General features: G+C 50.4%; 17 protein-coding genes. 7 read left to right on the top strand and 10 right to left on the bottom strand.

The window, feature by feature from the left end:
- Positions 1 to 70 precede the first annotated feature (70 nt).
- The 3 genes from QN379_RS17845 to QN379_RS17835 all read right to left on the bottom strand — a co-directional run bounded on the left by QN379_RS17845 (position 71) and on the right by QN379_RS17835 (position 4,528).
- A complete protein-coding gene (locus tag QN379_RS17845) occupies positions 71 to 1,852 on the bottom strand; it encodes a ShlB/FhaC/HecB family hemolysin secretion/activation protein (RefSeq protein WP_323507201.1) in 1,782 nt (593 codons plus the stop codon).
- A gap of 493 nt (positions 1,853 to 2,345) precedes the next feature.
- Positions 2,346 to 3,848 carry a sensor histidine kinase gene (locus QN379_RS17840; RefSeq protein ID WP_322234455.1) on the bottom strand — a complete coding sequence of 501 codons (1,503 nt, stop codon included), beginning with the start codon at positions 3,846 to 3,848 and terminating at the stop codon, positions 2,346 to 2,348.
- Positions 3,848 to 4,528 carry a response regulator gene (locus QN379_RS17835; RefSeq protein ID WP_323507200.1) on the bottom strand — a complete coding sequence of 227 codons (681 nt, stop codon included), beginning with the start codon at positions 4,526 to 4,528 and terminating at the stop codon, positions 3,848 to 3,850. The genes QN379_RS17840 and QN379_RS17835 overlap by 1 nt, the downstream gene beginning before the upstream one ends.
- A gap of 336 nt (positions 4,529 to 4,864) precedes the next feature.
- Here QN379_RS17835 and QN379_RS17830 point away from each other — a divergent pair, with 336 nt between their 5' ends.
- The 5 genes from QN379_RS17830 (at position 4,865) to QN379_RS17810 (ending at position 11,555) form a co-directional block, all read left to right on the top strand.
- A complete protein-coding gene (locus tag QN379_RS17830) occupies positions 4,865 to 5,890 on the top strand; it encodes a Bug family tripartite tricarboxylate transporter substrate binding protein (protein WP_322234459.1) in 1,026 nt (341 codons plus the stop codon).
- A gap of 129 nt (positions 5,891 to 6,019) precedes the next feature.
- Positions 6,020 to 7,123, top strand: coding sequence for an ABC transporter substrate-binding protein (locus tag QN379_RS17825; RefSeq protein WP_322234461.1), 1,104 nt, complete (start codon positions 6,020 to 6,022; stop codon positions 7,121 to 7,123).
- Between the two features lie 299 nt (positions 7,124 to 7,422).
- On the top strand, positions 7,423 to 9,237 hold the full coding sequence (locus tag QN379_RS17820; protein ID WP_322234464.1) for an iron ABC transporter permease: 1,815 nt from the start codon (positions 7,423 to 7,425) through the stop codon (positions 9,235 to 9,237).
- A 24-nt stretch (positions 9,238 to 9,261) separates the two neighbouring features.
- Positions 9,262 to 10,338, top strand: coding sequence for an ABC transporter ATP-binding protein (locus QN379_RS17815; RefSeq protein WP_323507199.1), 1,077 nt, complete (start codon positions 9,262 to 9,264; stop codon positions 10,336 to 10,338).
- A 149-nt stretch (positions 10,339 to 10,487) separates the two neighbouring features.
- Entirely contained in the window at positions 10,488 to 11,555 is a 1,068-nt protein-coding gene (locus QN379_RS17810) for a porin (RefSeq protein WP_322234469.1), read from the top strand.
- 147 nt (positions 11,556 to 11,702) lie between these two features.
- Here QN379_RS17810 and QN379_RS17805 read toward each other — a convergent pair whose 3' ends face one another.
- Genes QN379_RS17805 through QN379_RS17790 form a run of 4 tightly spaced genes read right to left on the bottom strand, consistent with a single transcriptional unit; the run spans position 11,703 to position 16,151 of the window.
- Positions 11,703 to 12,188, bottom strand: a complete 486-nt coding sequence (locus QN379_RS17805; RefSeq protein ID WP_323507198.1) for an asparaginase domain-containing protein — start codon at positions 12,186 to 12,188, stop codon at positions 11,703 to 11,705.
- 5 nt (positions 12,189 to 12,193) lie between these two features.
- Positions 12,194 to 13,780, bottom strand: coding sequence for a cytochrome c (locus QN379_RS17800; RefSeq protein ID WP_323507197.1), 1,587 nt, complete (start codon positions 13,778 to 13,780; stop codon positions 12,194 to 12,196).
- Entirely contained in the window at positions 13,777 to 15,378 is a 1,602-nt protein-coding gene (locus QN379_RS17795; RefSeq protein ID WP_323507196.1) for a GMC family oxidoreductase, read from the bottom strand. Before QN379_RS17795 ends, QN379_RS17800 begins: the two co-directional genes overlap by 4 nt.
- Before the next feature lie 2 nt (positions 15,379 to 15,380).
- Positions 15,381 to 16,151 carry a sorbitol dehydrogenase family protein gene (locus QN379_RS17790; RefSeq protein WP_323507195.1) on the bottom strand — a complete coding sequence of 257 codons (771 nt, stop codon included), beginning with the start codon at positions 16,149 to 16,151 and terminating at the stop codon, positions 15,381 to 15,383.
- A gap of 125 nt (positions 16,152 to 16,276) precedes the next feature.
- Between QN379_RS17790 and QN379_RS17785 the strand changes: the two genes are divergently transcribed.
- Entirely contained in the window at positions 16,277 to 17,044 is a 768-nt protein-coding gene (locus QN379_RS17785) for an L-asparaginase (protein WP_322234479.1), read from the top strand.
- Positions 17,045 to 17,060: 16 nt separating this feature from the next.
- Here QN379_RS17785 and QN379_RS17780 read toward each other — a convergent pair whose 3' ends face one another.
- A complete protein-coding gene (locus QN379_RS17780) occupies positions 17,061 to 18,053 on the bottom strand; it encodes a D-2-hydroxyacid dehydrogenase family protein (RefSeq protein ID WP_323507194.1) in 993 nt (330 codons plus the stop codon).
- Between the two features lie 420 nt (positions 18,054 to 18,473).
- Between QN379_RS17780 and QN379_RS17775 the strand changes: the two genes are divergently transcribed.
- A complete protein-coding gene (locus QN379_RS17775; RefSeq protein ID WP_322234483.1) occupies positions 18,474 to 20,339 on the top strand; it encodes a phosphoenolpyruvate carboxykinase (GTP) in 1,866 nt (621 codons plus the stop codon).
- A gap of 335 nt (positions 20,340 to 20,674) precedes the next feature.
- Here QN379_RS17775 and QN379_RS17770 read toward each other — a convergent pair whose 3' ends face one another.
- Positions 20,675 to 21,007, bottom strand: a complete 333-nt coding sequence (locus tag QN379_RS17770; RefSeq protein ID WP_322234484.1) for a DUF2798 domain-containing protein — start codon at positions 21,005 to 21,007, stop codon at positions 20,675 to 20,677.
- Between the two features lie 13 nt (positions 21,008 to 21,020).
- Complete coding sequence (locus tag QN379_RS17765; RefSeq protein ID WP_323507193.1) at positions 21,021 to 21,341, bottom strand: hypothetical protein; 321 nt, start codon at positions 21,339 to 21,341, stop codon at positions 21,021 to 21,023.
- Positions 21,342 to 21,354: the final 13 nt, after the last annotated feature.

The raw sequence follows: 21,354 nt of genomic DNA, 5'->3' as shown, positions 1-21,354 counted from the left end.
CAACTCCAATGCAACAAATCTGGTCTGATCTGTAAATGATGAGTGGAAAAAAACAGGAAGGACCCGTTTTTTAATATTGATATGTCACGTTAAAGCCAATGGATGGTGTAGCCGTTTTAAATTGCGCAGGTTTGTATAAAGACCATCCCGAAAACAAGTCATAGGTAAAACCTTTGTAGCCGCCACGCACGCCCACAGTTGCGCCAGCCAGGGTGTCACCGACTAAATACTGGACCGATGGGCCATAAACCTTGCCGAAGTCGACCGCCACATAGACCGACTGGGCCGTATTGGCAATCGGTAGACTGAGTTCATTGCGCAGGTAAAATCCTCGCTCGCCGGTCAGGGTTAATTCACCATCGAATCCGCGCACGGTGTATCGGCCACCGATAGAAAACTGATCTGTTGTATAGAGCGGAGAACGGGTGTTTTGCCCACGGAAGGTGGCGATGTATGTCAGAGGTTGCGACGCCATTTGAAATGGCGCAACCAAGGTTACATCGACGGTTTGCATCGTGTACATAAACGTGGGGTAATCGGATGGACGGCCTTCTGGATTGCCCATGCCACCAAAAGCAGATGTGCCCCACCGATTAGCTAAGGTGACATCAAGCTGGGCATTGCCGATGTAATGGGTATGCACCCAACCGAGTTCCACAAACGCGGTATTGCGCTTTTGAACGCCAATGTCGACATCATCGATTGCGGTAGTGCTCCATCGCTTACCGACTTTGAACTGCCAGCTATTTTTTTGCGATGGATCGCGCTGGAATTGTTGTGTGACTTTGAATTCGAGATTCTTTGATTTGCCACTAGAGATATGGTCTTCGTTATTACCAGCAATCTTTTGGTGATAGGAATAGTCACTGGCAGAAAGTGCATAATTCCAATATCCCATCGGCACTGCGTAATACAAACTGTGGCCGCCCGTACCATGATTGTCGCCTTGACGATCAGCGTCGGTACTAATACCCAGATTGAGAATGTCAGAGACACCCAGTACATTATTCAATCCCAGATTAAAGCCACCTTGATATTGCCCAGTGCCTTTTGCGCCACCGTCATCAAAATTTGCGCTCAAGGTATAGGGTTTAGTGCGTTTGACGTCTAACATCACATCGCTCTCGCCAAGTGCATCGGCCGGTACGATCTGCATATCGACATCCTGATTCGGCACACGCTTAAGTTGTTCTAAACCCTGTTCGAGATCACGCAGATTGAGCAATTGACCCGCACCGGTTGGAAACGCATTACGTGGTGTGCCATGCAAACCCGAATCTGTATAACGGATGGCGTGAATCACGCCAGGTACCAAGGTCAGTGTGAGTGTTCCTGCTGATAAATCCTGTTCAGGAATGCCAATCCGCGTGGTGCTGTAACCATTTTGCATAATAAGGTTGGTCAGGCGCTGCACAATGACATTCAACCCTTGTTGACCGATACATTGGCCACTGTATTGATTCAGGTAGTTTTGTGCGAAACGAAAAGGATCGAAAGCCAGCTGACTTGCACCGGCTACGTGGGCGGCAGGTGATAGCTGCAATGGCACTACTAATTCAAATTGATTCATCTGAAAACAAGGTGACTCGTCAGGTAGCGTCAGCGAATGAATATCTGCTAAAGATCCAGTGGCGACAGCTGTTGGCAACACCACATTGGGTGATTGCAATTGGCGCACGCGCTCAGCGGCCTCAAGCTGGCTGCGCCGACGTTGCTCTTCGCTGGCGGGAGTTTGGATAGCCTGACTATTGGCGTCGGAAAAAGTGCCTGTGAATAATAAAAATAAACCGATACTGTATTTAACTATGCTTAACCGCACATCACTTTGCTTGAGACAAATACTTTTTTTCATGAATTGCTTGGAGAGCCTTTACTAAAGCTAATACGGTGTAGACGAGACTTCACACAAACGGGATGTCGTTTAACCGGACGTCATATGTTCTTGGAGCTGAATAGAGGACCGATTGAGTGCGCTTTTTTGTCTTCCGACGCTATTAGTCATAAATTATCAATGCAACAATATGACTATTCTTAAGAACCTTGAAACCGGTCGGTCGAAATTATAGCCATTGAAGGTTGATATAACCAATAAGTAAAAGACCTAAAATATTAGGCTTCAAAGTGCATATTTTTTTAGAAAAAAACTTAGGTGTGATAGCAAAACAGGAGAGAATTTAAAGGCAATGATGAAGGTTTTTTGTTTGAAAAAAAACTTAATCAGATACTTAGAACGTTGCTTGATAAACTATTTTTGACATGGTTTCGTAAATATTTTCGTAGCAGAGTTCATAATCAGCTGCAAAAAAACGCACATAAATTTTCAGAAATTGTATCCGGCAATAAGCCTAATCAATTGCCGCAAGACGTAACGGAAAAGTGATGCACACTTTTAAGCCGCTTTTTTTTGATGGCGCTGAAAGCAGAATCGACGCATGATGCGCCGCAGCGATATCACGCACGATCGACAATCCCAATCCAGCCCCGCTTGGGTTCAATTGTTGGGCTGAAGGCGCGCGGTAAAAGGCTGCAAAAACACGCTCGCGGTCCGCTTCAGGAATGCCGCTGCCACTGTCCTCGATTTCAAATAATCCGTGCTGAGTTTGATCGTCACGTCGCACGCGCAAAATAATTTTTCCATTCGGTGGCGTATAACGAATGGCGTTATCTACCAAATTCGTGATCAACTCATGCAGCATCAGAGGATTGCCGTTGATTGACACATCTTCTTCAGCATCAAATGATAAATCGAGTTGCTTCTTGACCGCTTGCGGTGCCAGTTCTACACCGACCTGACGCACTGCGGCGGTGAGCGACAGCGGTACCATCCCACCTTCGGCAACACCATGCTCCGCGCGCGCCAAAGTCAGTAGTCGATTCGCCAGATGTACCGTTGCATCAGTAGTCGATGCCATGCTGTGGACGATCTCACGAATATCACGTATCGATTGGGGGTCCTGTGGATTTCGTTCAAGTTCTCGCAATGCCAATTCTGCCTGCGTTTTTAATACGGTAAGCGGAGTACGCAACTGATGCGAGGCATCGGCAATAAAACGGCGCTGACCGGTAATCAAGGTCTGTAGACGTCCCATATAGCCATTCATCGCAGCGACCAGCGGCCGGACTTCCGTATGTACCTGACTTGCATCGAAATCAGTCAGATCGGTCGGCGTTCGGCCTTCAACGGCTGTCTTCAATTGCATTAACGGACGCAGCACTATTCTGACCGCGAACCATACTAACAACGCAGTGACGGTCACCAACAAGCCCTGCCGCCACAAAGTACCAAACAAAATTTGTCGTGTCAGCGCACTCCGCGCATCCATCGTTTCTCCTACCTGAATGAGGGCGATACCACGCATCGAATCGTCATACACTGGCTGGTAAAGTGCGGCTATGCGCACCGGTTCGCCACGGTAGATCGCGTGATAAAAACGCACCAGCGCAGGATAAATTTCTGAACGCGGGATGTTTGGTGGAAGCGCTGGCAAATCTTCGTAGCCGGAAATAAATTCACCTTTCGTCCCGGTCACTTTGTAATAAATCCGTCCCAGCGTGTCGGTCTCAAAACTATCCAGCGCAACGTATGGCACGTCAACCACGACCTTGCCATCAACGATCGACACGCGTTCGGCCAACGCTCGCGTCGAGGCCAGCAAAGCCCGGTCATACGCCAGATCAGCCACATCCAGCGCATTGCGATACACCGAGACAGCGTCTAGCGCTACCAGCAATAACAACGGGATAAGAAGCCAGCGTAATAATTGACTACGCAAGGTCCCAAGCGATTTTTGGGAGGCTTTATTCGACGCTTTTTCAGCGGATGCTGCAGAAAATATTGGCGGACGCATTATTCTGCTTGCGCCTCCAGCAAATATCCCAAACCGCGCAAAGTGGTAATGGCGACCTGACCGGTTTGATCGCTTGCCAACTTCTTGCGTAGTCGATGAATATAAATTTCAATCGCATCCGGATTGGCATCATCAGCGAGTGAAAAAACCTCATCAAAAAGCTTTTCTTTCGACACCACGCGACCAGCACGCGTCATCAATACCTCCAGCACCGCATGTTCGCGCGGGGTCAATGCTAAAGGCGATTCTCCATAAGTGAACATGCGCGAGACGGTATCAAACTGTAACGCGCCACAGCTATAAATCAAACCTTCGTTACCTTGCGCACGCCGCACCAAGGCCTTTACCCGCGCCTCAAGTTCTGCCAGCTCAAAGGGCTTGGCCAGATAGTCATCCGCGCCCAGATTCAGACCTTGCACACGATCCTGTACATCGCCGCGCGCGGTCAGAATCAAGACCGGAACTTTGCTGCCGCGGGCACGCAGACGCTTCAGGACTTCTAGTCCATCCATCTTTGGTAAGGTCAAATCTAAAATTACCAGCGCGTATTGCTGTGTATGCAAGAGAGAATCCGCGTCGGCACCGTTCATCGCGCATTCGATCGTCCAATGCGCATCTCGCAACGCCTTTGAGAGCCAACGCGATAATTCCACGTGATCTTCAATTAATAGAATACGCATAATCGTCAGAAGCCGTTTGAATGAGTCGCCAATATTTACATAGAATGGTCAGTTTGGCAAAACGCAGTTATTAGCTATGAAAAAAGTTAAAAAAAGCGCGCATCAGTATTAACCGATATTGTATTGCGCAGAGAGGCGCATAAAAATACAACATTTTTGATTCGATCCAGCGCTGAAAGGAAACTGAAAGATTCGACCGGCTATGATGCAATTAATTATAAAAACCCCTTGTTCCATTTCTGCCCTAATCGTCCTTGAAGTTTAAATAAGGTCGGTTGTATTTACACCCAGAAGGTGTAATAGCGACAGAGATGCGATGACAACACTAGATTGTGGGTGGAGACAATGAACTTTCGAACAACTTTGGCATACGCCAGTGCGGTCTGCTTGCTATCGACCGCTTTTGGCGTGTCTGCCAATACCATTGTGTCAACAAAACTGCCAAGCGGTACGCAATGTCTGGTGCCGGCCAAACCAGGCGGTGGCATGGATCTATCGTGCAAGCTTATCCAAAAGGGCTTGCTGCTTCCTTCTATTCATTATAAAAATCAGAAAAACGATATTCCTCTACGTATCAGTTATATACCTGGCGGAATCGGTGCAGTAGCGTGGAACGCAATCGTGACGCAACGCAGCGCCGAGGCGCAAACGCTGGTGATATTTTCTGGTGGTTCGCTGATCAATCTGGCACAGGGAAAATATGGACGCGCCAGCCCCGACCACGTGCGCTGGGTGGCGGCAGTCGGTGCCGATTATGGCATGATTGCCGTGCGTAGTGATTCGCCTTATAAGAATTTGGGCGATCTGATGAAAGCCTTAAAAGACACCCCATCCAAGGTCACCATTGGTGCTTCTGGCACGGTCGGTAGTCAAGATTGGCTGAAGGTATCCTTACTCGCCAGACAACGTCAAATTGATCCGAAAACCTTACGTTTTGTCGCGCTCGAAGGCGGTGGTGAATCATTTACCGCATTGCGCGCCGGTCATGTTCAGGTGGTATCTGGCGATGCGTCAGAAGCGACGCTGCACGCGCGGGATAGCGAGATTCGCATTCTAGCGATACTGTCCGACAACCGCTTGCCCGGCGCATTGGCGAACGTACCAACAGCGCGGGAACAAGGCATTAATGTGAGTTGGCCCATCATTCGCGGGGTCTATATGGGCCCGCACATATCCGATGCTGATTATCAGCACTGGGTCACCGCTTTCGACCAGATGATGGCGGCGCCTGAATTCAATCGTTTGCGCGCTGAGAGCGGACTTTATCCGTTTTCCCTGACCGGAAAAGCACTCGCCGACTATGTCAAAAAAACGGTAGATCAATACGGACAACAGGCAACCGCGCTGGGGTTGATGCGGTAGTCAGTTGATAGTTCGTCGGACAATAGTTCGTCGGCTGATAGTTATTCAGAAAATATCGTTTTTGCAATAGCAACAATGCTCGCTCGGTACACCCATGCCTACACAACCAATAATCAGGAGATAACACCTATGCTTACACCAAAAAAATCGTTGACCTTGTTGGTCACAGCAATCTCGCTAGCCGCCACCGGAAGCGTATTGGCGCAGACGCCCGCTGGATATCCTGCGGACTATAACAAGATCATTGAAGCGGCAAAAAAAGAAGGCAAGGTGGTGATTTATAGCGCCACTGATTCAAAAGCAGCCGAACCGCTGATCAAGGATTTCAGTGCCCTTTATCCAGGTATTAAAGTCGAATACAACGATATGAATTCGACCGAAGTCTACAACCGCTTTATCTCCGAGGCCGCTGCGGGCGGCACGACCGCGGATCTGCTGTGGTCATCCTCAATGGATCTGCAAGTCAAACTAGTGTCCGAAGGTTACGGTGCTGTGTATAAATCGCCGGAAGTGGGTGCGATTCCAGCTTGGGCGAACTATAAAGACACGGCGTACGGCACAACTTACGAGCCAATCGCGATCGTCTATAACAAGCGTCTGGTACCGGCCGATGAAGTTCCTACTTCACACGCGGCATTCACAAAACTGCTGACCACCAAAGCGGATAAATATCGTAATAAAGTCACCACTTACGACATCGAAAAATCGGGCGTTGGTTTCTCTTTCATTACCCAAGACGCACAAGATAATCCAAAATTCTGGGAACTTGCTACGGCACTTGGCGATGTTGCGGTGCGGGTTCAGTCTTCTACCGGCACGATGCTGGAACGGATTTCATCGGGTGAAAATCTGATCGGCTACAACATGTTGGGTTCATACGCGCTCAGCCGTGCAAAGAAAGACCCTTCGTTAGGGGTGGCGTTCACCACCGACTATAACCTGGTGATGTCACGCGTGGCGTTTATCAACAAATCGGCGAAAAATAGCAATGCGGCTAAATTGTGGCTCGATTATCTATTGTCGAAACGAGGACAAACTATCGTCGCCAATGAAGCACAGTTATTTGCGATTCGTAGCGACGTAACCGGTCCCTCAACAATGTCAGAGTTGACCAAGCAACTTGGCACGGCACTCAAACCGATTCCTGTTAGTCCAGCGCTGTTGCAATATCTGGATCAAACCAAACGTCTAGCTTTTCTGAAGCAATGGAAAGCGGCGGCGGGTAAAAAGTAATCTCTGGAATGTGACTGTTCGCAGCATTTTGTTCAAACTATTTAATAGCAAACTGCGCTAACGGTCGGTATCTCGCGCCTTTGCCAACTTTTACTTTTCTCTAACTGACTCTATCTAACTGATTTCTGAAAGTCGACCAACTGTCGTGTCCCTTACCAGGCGCAGGACGGAAGGTCACTTCACGTCTAAATTCTGAAGAGCGGTTGGTATTTGCGCTGATTTCACACGCCGTTCGCACGGGCATCACGCTTTTTTGGCACTCATTTTTTATCTGCATTCTGATCTGGACTGTACACACTATGCACACTCTTTCTGCTTCACATTCGCTAGCGCGCCGCACGTGGGCAGCGTGGCTTTTTCGCCTGAACTGGCCGCGCGGGCTGGTGGTGACACTGACCGCGCTGGCCGTGTTTGTCCCGCTGTCACTGATCTTTTATCAAAGCTTCTTGTCAGCACCCTTTTTTGCGCCGATAAAAGAATTAAGTCTGGAGCCGTATCGCTTTATATTTGACGATCCGGATTTTCGGCAGGCATTTGCTAATGGCATGATGCTTGCCGCCGGTCTTGCGTTGATTGCGGTGCCATTGGGCGGCATGTTGGCGTTTTTGATGATCCGTACTGACCTTCCCGGTCGTAGCTGGATCGCACCGTTGTTGCTTGTTCCTATTTTTGTCTCGCCGATGGTGATCGGTTTCGGTTATGTCGTATCGATGGGGCCGGTTGGCTTTTATACCGTCTGGGTCAAAAACCTGTTGAGTCTGGTTGGATTTGAAGGCGATCCGTGGAATGTGTATGCGTTTCCCAGCATTGTTATCATCGCTGGCCTGACCCATGTGCCGCATGTTTATCTGTATGCGTCCGCAGCACTCAAAAGCTTGGGTGCAGATGTCGAAGAAGCAGCCCGCGTCGCTGGTGCCTCGCCGCTTCAGGTTGCGCTGAATGTGTCTCTTCCGATGATCACGCCAGCGCTGGCGTATGCCGGTGTTTTGGTATTTTTCCTGGGCTTTGAAGTATTCGGATTGGTACTGGTATTGGGCGATCCTGAAGGTCATCTGGTATTGCCAACGTATTTATACAAACTCACCAACAAGCTCGGAACGCCGTCTTATCATTTGATGGCGGCAGTCGCCGTGTGTCTGGTTGCGGTTACGTTTCCATTAGTGATGATGCAGCGTTGGTTGCTGCGTTCGGCCAACAAATATGTCTCTATAAAAGGGAAGGGCGCACGCCAGAAGGCGCTGCCACTTGGAAAGTGGAAATGGCCTGCGTTTGCACTCATCGCGATGTGGATCATTTTCACCATCGTGATACCTCTTTCGGGTATTGCCTTACGTGCATTTGTGTCGCATTGGGGTTACGGCGTTTCGCTGGTAGACGCATTTACTGTGCAACATTTCATCGATGTCTTTGAGCAGCCATCGTTGATGCGCGGAATTCTTAATACTGTATTGATCGGCGTCATTGGCGGCGGTATCACGGTGGCCTGTTATTGCTGCATTGCATTGGCAATGCATCGCAAGCCGGACGGCATTACACGCTTTCTCGATTACAGCGTACTGGTCCCACGCGCCGTGCCGGGATTGTTGGCTGGTCTGGCATTTTTGTGGGTGTTCCTGTTCGTGCCTTCGGCGCTCAATGATGTGTTCAAGGGTCACGATAACTTCTTTGCGCACTGGATGGTAGATAGCGTGATTCCGGTCATGCGTGAACTACGCTCGACGATCTTTTCAGTATGGCTTGCGTATTCGGTTGTATGGCTGGCTTACGGCATGCGCCTGATCACCACAGCGCTATTGCAAGTAGGACCGGAGCTGGAAGAAGCCGCACGTGCAGTCGGCGCACGACGCGGTCAGGTCACCCGTCATATCACACTGCCGCTGGTACGTTACGGCTTGCTCGGCGCATGGCTGATGGTGTTTCTGATTTTTGAGCGCGAGTATTCCACTGCCGTCTATCTGCTGTCGCCGGGTACTGAAGTGATCGGTGCATTGATCGTCTCTTTATGGGCTTCGGGTTCGGTCGATCTGGTGGCGACGCTTTCTTTCATCAATATATTTTTAGTGGCTATCGGCCTCGGTATCGCGCTGCGCTTCGGCGTCAAGTTGCACGATTAAACCATCTTATTCAGGAAACGTATCATGAGCGAATTAAGTGTCAACAATCTCTATCTGGACTACGGCACCGGAGCCAGTGCCAATCAGATTTTAAAAGGTGTTTCGATGGAATTACAACGTGGCGAAGTCGTTGCGTTGTTGGGCCCATCCGGCAGCGGAAAAACAACATTGCTGCGTGCTGTGGCGGGACTCGAATCACCAAAATCCGGCACGATTCAAATCGGTGAACGTACCGTTTTTAATGGCAACGGCAAGCTGGAAATACCTGCCGAAGAACGTAATCTCGGTCTGGTATTTCAGTCGTATGCATTGTGGCCGCACAAAACCGTATTTAACAATGTCGCTTACGGTTTGCAGTTACGAAAAATGGGTAAAACCGACATTGCCGAGCGGGTTAACAACACCTTAACGCAACTGGGTCTGGGTCATCTTGGCGAACGCTTTCCGCATCAACTTTCCGGTGGTCAGCAACAGCGGGTAGCGATTGCGCGCGCTCTGGTTTACAACCCGCCAGTTATTTTGCTCGACGAACCACTATCGAATCTGGATGCCAAGCTGCGCGAAGAGGCGCGTGCATTTTTGCGCGAGCTAATCGTGCGACTCGGCCTGTCTGCGCTGATGGTCACGCATGATCAGGCCGAAGCGATGGCGATCTCGGATCGCATCCTGTTGCTCAATAACGGCAAGATCGAACAGCAAGGTACGCCTCAAAGTATGTATCAGACCCCGGATACACTTTTCGTCGCCGAATTCATGGGTAGCAATAATCGATTGCCGGCAAAAGTGCTGCAGCGTGACGGTGATCTGGCGCTGCTGGAAGTGGAGGGCGGCACGGTAAAAGCCACTGCACGTGGTAGCAACAACGGCAAAGAGGCAATCGGGATCATTCGCCTTGAGCAGGTACGCATCTCCAGCGAATCAGTCGAAAACGCCATCAAACTACCTTTATCCACGTGCATGTATCTGGGTGATCGCTGGGAATGTCTGTTTAAGAATGGTGACGCCGTAGACACCGTAGGACTGCGTGCTTACGCCAACCACCGACTTGATCCGGGCGAGTACTGGTTGCAGTTGCCGCAAGAGGCGCTGTGGGCATTTTAATGACTGAGCGCTGTTAATCAGGGCCGCTAATGAAATGACATTTTGTCGGTTCCTTAGATGTTATGAAGCTTTTTTGTAGTCCCACCGTTGTCCCATCATTGCCGCTGTAGATGGCAAGAAATTTAAGCAAATCACTAGAGGAAGACGAAATGAAAAGAAGTTTATTCGCCGCAGTTGTACTCAATACTTGTGCGCTGACCGCTTATGCGCAAAGCAGCGTTACCGTGTACGGACTGATCGATACTGGTGTGGAATACACCAACAACGCCAATGCAAAAAAAGATGGCGTCGTCCGTCTAAGCTCGGGTGCCATGAACACGTCGCGCCTTGGATTTAGAGGTGCTGAAGATTTAGGCGGCGGTTTGAAAGCCATATTCCAATTGGAAAGTGGTTTCAAAGTCGACACCGGCGAATTTGATAGCCCAGGTACATTGTTCGGTCGTCAGGCAAACGTCGGTCTGGAAGGCGCCTTTGGTCGGATTATTGCCGGTCGTTCATACACGACGACGTACGACTTTATTCTGCCGTTCGATTTGATGGGTTACTCGGGCCAATATTCCTGGGTTACGTCCGGCAATGCAACCGGTGGTCGCAAAGATGGGATGATTACCAACGCGGCCAATATCATTAAATACCAAGGTACTTTTGGTGGCGTCAAACTCGGCGCAACGTATGGATTCGGCGAAGTCGCTGGCAATAATAGCGATAGCGCTAAATACGCACTTGGCGTGGGTTATGTCGTTGGCCCGATCAGTCTGGCAGCGGCTTATGATCGCTCGAACGGTGCTGCCGTTCCGGCATTACGGAACGATTACGACAAAGCCACCAGCATTCATCTAGCTGGATTATATCAATTGAACGACGACTGGAAAATGAACCTCGGCTATCGCAATTACAAAAAAACACTGGCCAACAACGGTGCGGATTTGCGTAGCGACATGTTTTGGGGCGGCGCCAGCTACCGCGTGACGCCGGTGTGGACCCTGATTGGTCAAATCTACTATCAAAATATTAAAAATGTCGCGAGCGGCAAAGATGCCGACCCGATTATGTACTCTGCACGCGCCAAGTATGCCTTGTCAAAGCGTACGGACTTGTACCTTAGCGCCGCTTACGCCAAAGCCAAAAACAACCAACTGGTTGGGGTGTCTCGCGACGATGCTGGATTTAGTAATAGTCAGACCGGCGTGATTGGCGGTATTCAACATCGCTTCTAAAAACCAATCAAACAGATAGTTCTTCCGCTGGAAAACACGGTTAATGTTTTTGAAAGTGTTTGAATCTGACTCTATAGTATCTGATGGAAGCCCGGTTGTAGGTTGATCGGGCTTTACCAATTGACGATTGGCGGAGCGAAATACCGCTTAAATCGATTCAAAAACGCCAGCAACGCGATTTTTCTGAACCTTATCCCAGCCAAATACTTTTCCGTTCATCGCCACGTAGACGCCATGCGGCAAAAATTGTGCAACGCCACAGGCAAATCCCAGATTAAACAGCGCATCCGAATTGGCAATCTCGTACGGAATCATGGCACCCGTGACCACGATTGCTTTGGCGAGATTGGCAGCACCCAACACCGCGGCGGTATCCTGCATGGTGTCGGTGCCGTGAATGATGACGATTGCCTCTTCCACCGCGTGCGTGCATGACGCCAGCACCCGGCGGCGGTCAATGTCTTGCATGTCGAGCGAATCCAGCAATGGCAACTCTTCCAGTTCTAGGTCTGCAGTGATGCGCGCGCGTGCAATCACTTGCGGTAAATGGCTGGCGGCAAAAGTCAACTTGCCAGCGATTTCGTCATAGTGCTTATCAAATGTGCCGCCGGTGGCGATGATGCGGAGTGCCATACGCGTTAACTTTCCTTTTTTGGTGGCTGGGTATGTTGGTCATTGGTATTAGTGCGCTGTATTTCACGACGACCGGCTTTACGTCCACCGCGCCGTGAGAACAGATAAATCAGGTAAAGCAATATTAAACCGCCGAGACCCATTCCCCACGGCAGCAACGCTATTATCGGTGACCTGGGACCGCCCTGGCGTTGTATTTTTACCTGATCTGCCGTTATCGTCGCACCGTCCGGATTGCCGTATTGCTTCAGAACATAATTGCTCAATAAGGCAATCTGCGGATCAGTCAGATGTTGGGCAAATCCCGGCATGAAAGCCTCGTCGCTCTTTCCGTTGCTCTTTCCGTTACGTGACACGCCGTTAAGGATCACCATGAGGAGATTGCTCGGGTCCCGCGCGCCCACCACGGTGTTGTGAAATAACGATGGATAGTAACCACCCACTACGCCGGAACCGCTGGCTGAGTGACAGCTCGCACAATTTCCACTAAACAACTCTGCGCCACCGGACGCGACAATACTATTCGATACTAGCGCGATACCGCGTAAATCTGCGTCATCTTGGGATGGCGCTCCCCACGCGTAGCGCGGCTTGAGATCGCCTTCATTATGGATCGCCGGAACGCTGCGCAAATAAGTCACTATCGCCTTCACATCGGCATCGGTGAGATATTGCAGGCTGTGTTCAATCGCCTCGGCCATGCCACCGCCAGCGGAAGCTTTGTCTGCCACCACGCCGGTTTGCAAATATTGCACCAGTTCGGCGTCCTTCCAGCCGCCCACACCGCTGACGGCATCCGGCGTAATGTTATAGGCTGTCCAGCCACCCAATTGGGCACCGCTAAAGGCGAGCTTGCTATTGACGCCCATCGTGATATTGCGCGGGGTATGACATTCCTGGCAGTGCGCCAGTCCTTCAACTAAATACACGCCACGGTTCCATTCCACACTTTTGGCGGGATCGGGCTGCCAACGTCCTGGTGTAAAATTAAACAAATTCCAGCCCGCCAGCAATTCGCGCTGATTGAGTGGAAACGGTAGCTTGTTTTCCGGTGTTTTTTGGTTAATGGCGGGCAAACTGAATAAATACGCCTTGATTGCTAAAACATCGTCGCGTGAAAGTTTGGTAAATGAGGTGTACGGGAAAGCGGGATAGAGGTGTTCGCCGTGCTTTCCGATACCGAGATGCAGCGCACGGATAAACTCTTCGTCAGTCCAGGTGCCGATACCGGTTTCTTTGTCAGGCGTAATATTCGGCCCGTAAATGGTGCCGAATGGCGTCGCTAACGGATAGCCACCGGCAAACGGCTTGGCTTTGTCTACGGTATGACAGGCGATACAGTCAGCAGCTAGCGCCAGATACTCTCCGCGCTTGATCTGATCGGCACTGCTGGCCGGATTGGTCGCCGTAGCCATCGCTGCCGCCGATGCGCGTGAAGTCCCGTCAGACACCACCACATCGGCCGCCACCTGCGGTACCGACGTGACGACAGCCGCAATCGTCACAGGCAAGACTGAGTAAGTTGCCACACCCATAGCGATGCTCATCGATAACGATGCGAACAACGATTTAACATAAGGAGCCGTTTTCATAGGACTGTCCTCAAGGTATCAGCGATGCGCAACGATAAGGCGGCAAGGGTCAGCGTGCAATTGACTGTTCCTGCAACCGGCATCACGGCGCTGCTGGCGATGAATAAATTTTCGTGATCGTGTGACCGGCAATGGGCGTCAACCACCGAATCGCGTGGATCGCCGCCCATAATCGTGGCACCCATAATATGGTTATTCGGGGCGAAATCATCCTCGAATTTGACCTCGGTTCCGCCAAACATGGCGGCGATACTGGCATAGGTTTCATGCGTCAGGACCGCGCTTTTTTTTACATAATCATCGATGGCGTAGGTAATCTCAGGTTGCGGAATCCCAAGCGCGTCGCGTTTTTCAGTGCTGGCGCGTATGCGGTTATCGGGATTAGGCAAAATATCGTGGAAACTGTTGAGATTGACAGTGCGGGCTGCCCGACGACGAATTTCTGCGTCCAGTTTTGAGCCGACCAATCCTTGCTGCAACGCAGCCTGCGCTGCGTGATTGGTCTGCGCCATGTTGTTTAAATGGAGTTTTTTACCTGCATATTCCGAACGAAAAGCGCCATCTCGCATATCGACTATGGACGTCATTTCAATCGGCCCACGTCCCGGCCACATGTCTTCGTTGGCAAGAAAAGTAACACCCGTACCGGGATGGTCCATCAAGTTGCGACCAACCTGATCAGAACTGTTGCCAATGCCATTCGGATGTTTATCATCGGTCGAAATCAGCATTAACTTTGGAATTTCAATACCATTTGCCGCCAGCACAAAATATTTTCCCGTCACTCGGTAGGTCGTGCCATCGGGATCTTTGTAATGCACCGCCGTGACATGGTCCTTGCTATCGACTTCGATACGGTACACCACGGCGTTCGGTAGCACTCTGGCACCAGCTTGCTCCGCTTTTTCGACGTGAATAATGCCGCTGTACATAGCGGCAATCGGGCAAATCGGCATGCAGTTATTGTTGCCGCAGCAGTTGGGACGTGTGTCATAGACGCGACTATTACGTGCCACCGGTTCAGACACCACTTTGTGACCGTTAGCATTGACGACGGCGCTAAAGCGCTGGTCATTCCACGACAACGGCAGATGATCCATTGGATACGGCTGCCTGCGCGGGGAGCCAAGATCGGTGCCATCGTTAGGGCCGGAAACGCCCAGTTCTACTTCAGCACGATAATAATAAGGCTCTAATTCGTCGTAGCTGATCGGCCAGTTTCGACCCACGCCGTAAAGATCTTTTATCTTGAAATCATTAGGCAAAAAACGCCATGCCGCCGCCGCCCAATGCCATGTCGTACCGCCGACCGCGCGGATGTATTGCGAGTTGTATTTATGCTCGCCTTTAAGGATCAGATAATTGTTTTCTGGCGAGTATTCTGGATGCGGCGCGTATTTGGTCGAAGGGTAAGGCGAGATGAAGTCATCTTTGCTGGCAGTATTGCGATAGTTTTCAACAATGCGCCAACGCTCCAGCCGTGGCCCGGCCTCTAACACCAGCACCGAGATGCCAGCCTTCGCCAATTGATGCGCGACCAGCGCGCCAGCCACGCCGGAACCGACTACGACGACGTCTGCAGATAAATTATCAGCCATCCTTATACCCTCGCTTTCATGGCCACTAGTTGCGCGGGCTTTTTCACCCAATAGCCGGGAGCAGCACGACAATAAGTCGGCACCACCACGGCATCGCGTACCGGATCAAACATGAGGGCTTGATCAAATGCAATCACTTTTGCCTGCACGCCGCTACCAACGACACCCAAATACCAGGCACTGACGATTTGATGCAAAACCTTGCTCAGGTCAGCGTTATCAGCAACCGCTCCAACCAACGCATCAACATCATTGATTTTTTTGATCTGCACAAATTGCCATAGATCAGCGGAATGCTTTTCGAACTCAACGAATTGCGCACTGAGCACCGCATAAAGGCGCGCGCTGACTGCCGAATTGGGTTTCAGTTTGGCGGTAAGCAATGCAGATAAGGCAAGAAAATCACTCTGCTGCTGAGTTTTCGGATTAGGTGCTGTGGTGACGCTAGTTGTTGTTTGCGCCGAGGCTTGCTGTAACCAGCGTGGCAGACTTATCACGGCAAAGCTCGCACCCGCCAGCAAAAACAGATCGCGTCGATTAAGGCGATAGGGCGATGTAGTAACGCTTAAATCATTATAAGGGGTTGCATGCGTGTCGCCAGGAAGGTTACGCTTGAGGAATTGATGGTCGCTTTGATGGCTACCTTGGTGGTAAGCGCGATTATTATCCGAATTATCAAAATGACTATTGGATGGACCGTCTGGTTGATTGTTGGCTGGCGTGCCGTGTTGGCTTGATCGTTGGTCGATTGAGTGATCTGGACGTGGCTTCATGTGGCGAGTCCTTTCTGCCTTGTGGATGATCCGATTATACTGACGGGAGCTTTTTAATTGCGGGACCTTTTGCTAACATTTTTAGATGACATTTCCCTTTGACTTTCATTAATGCAATTTAGTTCATGAAACCTATAGCCCCCGGCACAGTCATCTTTCATCGCTATCGTGGATATGGCGTTATCGTCACGGTCAATTTGCTGACCGGTTGGATTTCGGCGCGTTTCGGTAGCGAAATACGCACGCTTGATCTAAATTTGTCCTCGGACGAGATCCAACATGCAGATGGCGAACCGATACTGTTTCGACATGCCCCGCCGGATCGGATGCCGCATGCGCGCCTGATGGCGATGCTGCGTGAGTTACACAACGCCGGTTATCAGCGTTTGTATTTATACACTTGGCCGAAACCCTCCGGCATGCATTGGCGCTGGCATTTATTTTGTGGCCGCCATAACTGGCTGGAGCGACCACGACGCGAGGGATGGTATGGCTCGGGCGCTGATTACAACTTTAATCCGATTCTGGGATGGGGCGACAATCCCGGTGCCTCGGCCAGTGAACTTGCCAGTTCACTGGCGCAATTCGACCCGCAAGGCTTTGCACAAGCGTTGGGCGATGATGAAGAGCACACGCGTTGGTTCGCCACGATTTGTGATGCGTTATTGCCGGATTATGCGTTTAGTCTGGCTTGGGATGCGAACGGCGCAGGCGGGCACGCGGCAAAGGCTGCAAGCATGCCGGATAGCTTGCCGGTTATCCCGGTCCGTAGCGGAGTACCGGAATACAGCGGACCGGCATTGCCGTGGCCGCCAGGATGGGCAAGGTTGTGGCACGGCGCCAGACGCACCGAGATACAGAACAATATCATTACGCTTAAGCTTTACGATTAAGCGCGGCGGTCTATAGTTAGCGATTCGCTAACGCAGCAGGATTTAATACGTTCTTTGGCGTATCGTTAGCGAAGTCCACGATGTTCTGTAGCGCAGTACGGAAATATAATTCATACCCGTCTTTTTCTACGTATCCTAAATGCGGCGAGGCCACCACGTTGTCCATTTTTAGCAAAAGGCTATCGTGCTTCAAAGGCTCGGACTCATACACATCAAGCGCCGCAAAACCGGGGCGTCCTTGTTGCAGTGCTGGCAACAAAGCGTCAGTCGCCACCAATTCGGCACGGCTAGTATTAACAAAAATCGCGGTCGGCTTCATACCTGCTAAATTTTCTGCTGTGACGATTCCACGGGTTGCCTCGTTCAAGCGCAGATGGAGCGACAAAACATCCGCTTCGGCAAAGAACTGCTCCTTTGAACTGGCGACCAGATAGCCATCTTCCAGCGCGGCAGCACGGCTGGCATCGCGGCCCCAGATCATCACGCGCATACCGAATGCTTTTCCATAACCGGCCACCATACGACCAATTTTTCCGTATCCCCACACCCCTAACGTGCGTCCTTTCAAGGCAACACCGAGACCGTTGAATTGCGGTTCTGACGATGCCGTTTGCCACAAACCTTGTTGTAAATTATGCACGTATTGCGGTATCCGTCGTGCCGACGCCATAATTAATGCCCAAGTCAATTCAGCTGGTGCAGTCGGGTCACCAGATCCCTCTGTAATGGCAATATTTAACGCTGTAGCGGCGTCTACATCGATGTGACCACTTACTTTTCCGGTTTGAGAGATGAGCTTCAAATGGGGTAATTTTTGTAGTAGCGCTTTAGAAAGTACCGTCCGCTCACGAATGAGAACCAAAACCTCAAAACTGGCGAGACGTATCGCTAACTGGCCGCTTCCACGCGCAGAGTTGGTAAATACCTTCACTTCATGATCTTGTAATAATGCAAAACATTCGAGATGTCTGACGGCATCTTGATAATCGTCAAGTATGGCTATTTTCATATTATTTTTCGCGAGGAAAGATTTGAGGGAGTCATAAATTCACGATCTCGTAATAAAGCAACGGCATACGCAAAACCGCAAATACCTTACTACATTAGTTGGTCATTTTTACTACAATTCGAGTGTACAATTAATACCTACTTGCCAGTAATTGCCGATCTGCACCATAGAAAAATAACATAAACACACCGATAAAGGGATGGTACAGCATCACAGTTTAATGCTCGGCAAGTTTGAAAAGAGTCCATTTTTACCGAATATAGAACACAGATAAAACACATGCTTTTGTTTTAAAAGATAAAAAACCAAAGTTAAGTAGCGTCGCCGCCAACCCGAGAATATTACCGGCCAGTGATCATGAAGCGGCGGCCTGCCATTGCACCCAAACATTTCTAAAATTTCTATATTGGAGGTAGTTTTATGAATCACCCTTACAGCGCTCACATATTACGCGCCCTGGCCGTTACGCCGCCAGCCTTTGTCAAACAGCAAAAACTGATTAACTGGGTAAACGAGATTGCAGCGCTGACCAAACCAGAAGCCATTCATTGGTGCGACGGCTCTCAAGAAGAGTACGATCAACTGTGCGCTGAAATGGTCGCTGCTGGCACCATGAAAAAGCTGAATCAGGCCAAGCGACCAAATAGTTATCTGGCGTGTTCCGATCCTTCGGATGTCGCCCGCGTGGAAGATCGCACCTTTATTTGTTCTGCACAAAAAGAAGATGCCGGTCCGACCAATAACTGGACCGATCCAGCTGAAATGCGGATCACCATGGCAGGCTTATTCGAGGGCTGCATGCAAGGTCGGACTATGTACGTGGTGCCGTTTTCGATGGGTCCGCTCGGCTCTGATATCGCCCATATCGGGGTTGAACTCTCCGACTCCCCGTATGTGGCGGTCAATATGCGCATCATGACGCGCATGGGCAAAGCGGTGTACGACGTGTTGGGCACCGATGGCGAATTTGTACCGTGCGTGCACTCAGTTGGCGCGCCGCTGCAAGCCGGTCAAAAGGACGTGGCGTGGCCTTGCAATCCGACAAAATACATCGTTCACTACCCTGAGACGCGTGAAATCTGGTCGTATGGATCAGGCTACGGCGGCAATGCTTTACTCGGCAAAAAATGCTTTGCGCTGCGTATCGCCTCGAACATGGGGCGTGATGCTGGCTGGCTGGCAGAACACATGCTCATTCTTGGCGTAGAGTCTCCTGCCGGCAAAAAACACTATGTGGCCGCTGCATTTCCATCGGCATGCGGTAAGACCAACTTTGCAATGCTGATTCCACCGGTCGGTTTTGAGGGCTGGAAAGTCACCACTATCGGTGATGATATCGCCTGGATCAAACCGGGTGCCGATGGTCGCTTATATGCCATCAATCCAGAAGCGGGTTATTTTGGCGTCGCTCCCGGCACTAACGAAAAAACCAACTTCAATTGCATGGCGTCAATGCGAGACAACACCATCTTCACCAACGTCGCTTTAACCGACGATGGCGACGTCTGGTGGGAAGGCATGACCAAAGAAGCACCGGCGCATCTGATCGACTGGCAGGGTAAGGATTGGACACCGGCAACCGCCAAAGAAACTGGCGCGAAAGCCGCTCATCCGAATGCCCGATTTACGGTCGCTGCGACACAAAATCCGGTCATTGATGCGGCTTGGGATGATCCTGCCGGCGTACCGATTTCTGCATTTATCTTCGGTGGACGCCGTTCGACTACCGTGCCACTCGTTACAGAGGCGCGTAACTGGGTCGAAGGCGTATACATGGCGGCTACCATGGGCTCGGAAACTACTGCTGCGGCAGTCGGTCAGCAAGGCGTGGTGCGCCGTGATCCGTTTGCGATGCTGCCGTTCATCGGCTACAACATGAGCGACTATTTCCAGCATTGGTTAAATATGGGGCGCAAGATTGCCGCTTCTCCAGCGGAGATGCCGAAGATTTTCTGCGTCAACTGGTTCCAAACCGATGACGACGGCAAATTCATCTGGCCTGGATTTGGCGACAACATGCGAGTCTTGAAATGGATGCTGGACCGCCTGGATAACAATGCTGGCGGCGTGGAACATCTATTCGGAACAACACCACAGTTTAGCGATTTGCAATGGGATGGTCTTGCGTTTAGCGAACAGCAATTCGATCGAATTACATCGATAGATAAAGCTGCATGGCAGGCCGAAACTGCGCTGCACACCGAGTTATTCGAGAAACTGAAGTATCACCTGCCAAAGGAACTGGCAGAGGTCAAAGCGGCACTAGAAAAACGTCTCGCGCAGTAACCGTTTGATGGCATCCACTGTGCCAAAGTAATCCCATAAGCGCAATCGAGGTCCGGTTGCGCTTTTTTTGCTTTTTAAAGGGATCTATATATATTTTTTTAATATATTTTCACTAAATATTACTTAAACCACAATTCTCACATCACAACGCACACTTGCAAGACGGGCAAAAAAAACCCACCAGCGCACCGCGTGGTGGGTAGAATCCACCCGGGGAGGATGGAGGAGACATTCGGTGAGGCAAAAAAAGTGTTAGGGTTGTGCCAGATACCGTACAAAACGATGATGCAAAAACGATCAAAAAATTACGCTTCCAAAATTACTACAACAGCAACTTAGACTGTCGAATGGGGCGAGATATACGCCGCCAGTTTCTGCAACGGCGCGTGCAACACATACATGATCGGAAATGCGATTGGCCATAAAGTCAGCCAATTTTCGATCCAGGTGCTGAAAAAATGTCCCTCAACACCAAACCACATCAACCGCATCAAAGCCGACATTAAGCCGGTCAATACACAGGATAAAACAAAAGAAGGCAACATTGACGCCAGACTGCGAGACTTTGGCCACGCATTAGCGTTAGGCTTGGGCGGGCGAATTGCTATTTGTCGCTTATCTATCGAGGCAAACTGTTGCTCTCGATCCGAATAGGTGTGCCGCCCCATATCGCCTCCAGAACTAGTTACTACTTGCTAACAAACGTAGTTCAGCGGCCAGACTTGGTTGGCTACCCGCCTCATCATTTGCCATGCGCCGCGCCAACTTGCGGCCGACCATCTTGTTTTCTGCTATGCGACTTTCCAACGATTTGCGTGGCTTGATTAGTAACAACGCCGCGCGAAAAAGGCCGCGTAATAACGGTTTAAATACCATGCCCAGCACTATCGCAACACACAATCCGATGATCGGCCACACCAACGTGCTGGCGGTTTCTCCGGCAAGGCGCATCAACGGAGAATCTAATAAAGCGGCGGAGGAAGTAAAGGCTAAAAATGACATGATATCTGGCTTG

This window comes from Glaciimonas sp. Gout2 (genome assembly GCF_035018905.1).
In the GTDB taxonomy this organism is placed as follows: domain Bacteria; phylum Pseudomonadota; class Gammaproteobacteria; order Burkholderiales; family Burkholderiaceae_D; genus Glaciimonas.
The sequence above is the reverse complement of the archived record's forward strand: the minus strand, read 5'-3'. Positions and strand labels throughout refer to the sequence as shown.

Bases quoted from the DNA above. Each gene is read 5' to 3' on its own strand.
- QN379_RS17845 (WP_323507201.1), bottom strand. From the start codon at position 1,852: ATGAAAAAAAGTATTTGTCTCAAGCAAAGTGATGTGCGGTTAAGCATA.
- QN379_RS17840 (WP_322234455.1), bottom strand. From the start codon at position 3,848: ATGCGTCCGCCAATATTTTCTGCAGCATCCGCTGAAAAAGCGTCGAAT.
- QN379_RS17835 (WP_323507200.1), bottom strand. From the start codon at position 4,528: ATGCGTATTCTATTAATTGAAGATCACGTGGAATTATCGCGTTGGCTC.
- QN379_RS17825 (WP_322234461.1), top strand. From the start codon at position 6,020: ATGCTTACACCAAAAAAATCGTTGACCTTGTTGGTCACAGCAATCTCG.
- QN379_RS17820 (WP_322234464.1), top strand. From the start codon at position 7,423: ATGCACACTCTTTCTGCTTCACATTCGCTAGCGCGCCGCACGTGGGCA.
- QN379_RS17815 (WP_323507199.1), top strand. From the start codon at position 9,262: ATGAGCGAATTAAGTGTCAACAATCTCTATCTGGACTACGGCACCGGA.
- QN379_RS17810 (WP_322234469.1), top strand. From the start codon at position 10,488: ATGAAAAGAAGTTTATTCGCCGCAGTTGTACTCAATACTTGTGCGCTG.
- QN379_RS17805 (WP_323507198.1), bottom strand. From the start codon at position 12,188: ATGGCACTCCGCATCATCGCCACCGGCGGCACATTTGATAAGCACTAT.
- QN379_RS17800 (WP_323507197.1), bottom strand. From the start codon at position 13,780: ATGAAAACGGCTCCTTATGTTAAATCGTTGTTCGCATCGTTATCGATG.
- QN379_RS17795 (WP_323507196.1), bottom strand. From the start codon at position 15,378: ATGGCTGATAATTTATCTGCAGACGTCGTCGTAGTCGGTTCCGGCGTG.
- QN379_RS17790 (WP_323507195.1), bottom strand. From the start codon at position 16,151: ATGAAGCCACGTCCAGATCACTCAATCGACCAACGATCAAGCCAACAC.
- QN379_RS17785 (WP_322234479.1), top strand. From the start codon at position 16,277: ATGAAACCTATAGCCCCCGGCACAGTCATCTTTCATCGCTATCGTGGA.
- QN379_RS17780 (WP_323507194.1), bottom strand. From the start codon at position 18,053: ATGAAAATAGCCATACTTGACGATTATCAAGATGCCGTCAGACATCTC.
- QN379_RS17775 (WP_322234483.1), top strand. From the start codon at position 18,474: ATGAATCACCCTTACAGCGCTCACATATTACGCGCCCTGGCCGTTACG.
- QN379_RS17770 (WP_322234484.1), bottom strand. From the start codon at position 21,007: ATGGGGCGGCACACCTATTCGGATCGAGAGCAACAGTTTGCCTCGATA.
- QN379_RS17765 (WP_323507193.1), bottom strand. From the start codon at position 21,341: ATGTCATTTTTAGCCTTTACTTCCTCCGCCGCTTTATTAGATTCTCCG.